The organism is Lentzea alba, from assembly GCF_047445655.1.
Taxonomy (GTDB): domain Bacteria; phylum Actinomycetota; class Actinomycetes; order Mycobacteriales; family Pseudonocardiaceae; genus Lentzea; species Lentzea alba_A.
Genome location: NZ_JAJAEG010000099.1, coordinates 1 through 1145, shown reverse-complemented (window position 1 = coordinate 1145; position 1145 = coordinate 1). Strand labels below are relative to the sequence as shown.

Annotated in this window: 2 protein-coding genes; both read right to left on the bottom strand. The window is 67.3% G+C overall.

Annotated elements, in window-relative coordinates:
- Positions 1–906 (bottom strand): glucosaminidase domain-containing protein (locus LFM09_RS50050; protein ID WP_414103725.1); only part of this gene is annotated, 906 nt, incomplete at its 3' end.
- A gap of 14 nt (positions 907–920) precedes the next feature.
- Positions 921–1145, bottom strand: a 225-nt coding sequence (locus LFM09_RS50045; protein ID WP_414103724.1) for a hypothetical protein, incomplete at its 5' end; no start/stop codon positions are given.

Below are 1145 nucleotides of genomic sequence, written 5' to 3'. Positions count from 1 at the left end.
TCCAGCGACACCAACGATGTCAGCCTTGCCGTCACCGTTCACGTCCTCCAGGTTGAGGTGCTTGACGGTCTCCCACGCGGAACCACCCTCGCTGCCGAAGTGCAGGTTCCCGGTGCCGTCGCCGTAGTAGTAACGCAGCTTCCCGCCGACCTCGGCGATCAGGTCGCCCTTGCCGTCACCGTTCACGTCACCCATGGCGATCTCACCGAGGGCACTCCAGCCCGCGCCACCCTCGTGTCCGAAGTGGAGGTTGCCGGAGCCGTCGCCGTAGAAGTAGCGCAGCTTGTCACCGGCCACAGCCCACAGGTCGCCCTTGCCGTCACCGTTGATGTCGGCGTTGCCCCGCCCTCCCCCGGTGTCGAAGCGGTAGAGGTTCCACGTGCGCATGATGTTCGTGACCTTGGACGCGTAAGACCCGTCCGTCGCGTACACCTTGCCGATCTCGACGATGAACCGGTCGGGCTGCGTGCGGTACGGCATGGCGTGCACGTAGCTCGGCGAAGTGCTGATCATCCGGCCGTAGTCGCGGAACGAGTCCCGCATCGAGTTGTAGGTGCGGAAGTACGCCGTGGCCGGGTGGCACCCGCTCTGGTCGCACTCGGTCGTCGGGTAGGCCCGGCAACCGACGGCGATCGGACCGGGGTCCGTGCCCACGCACTTGATGCCGAAGTAGTTGCGGTCCTTGGTGGTCAGGCCGCTGCGGCCCCAGTCGGACTCGTGGGCCGCCTGCCCCGTCGTCACGGACGCCGGGACGTTGAACTCCCGCTTGACGTCCTGGGCCATCGGGCCGGCCACCGCGATGAAGTCGTCCTGGACCCCTTGCGCGGTCAGTTCACTTGCCACGGCGAGTGCGGGCGTGGCCACCAGTCCGCCGATCACTGCGGCGAGGAGAAGTGTCTTCTTCACGGCACGTCTCCCGATCACGCGGCGAAGCGGGTCAGGGCGTTCCACCCGGCGCCACCTTCGTGGCCCCAGTGGAAGTTGCCCGTGCCATCGCCGTAGTAGTAACGGAGCTTGTCGTTCGCGACGCCGATCAGGTCGCCCTTGCCGTCACCGTTCATGTCGGTGACCGCGAGCTGCGTCAACGAGCCCCAGCCCGCGCCACCCTCGTGGCCCCAGTGGAAACCGCCCTGGCCGTCGCCGTA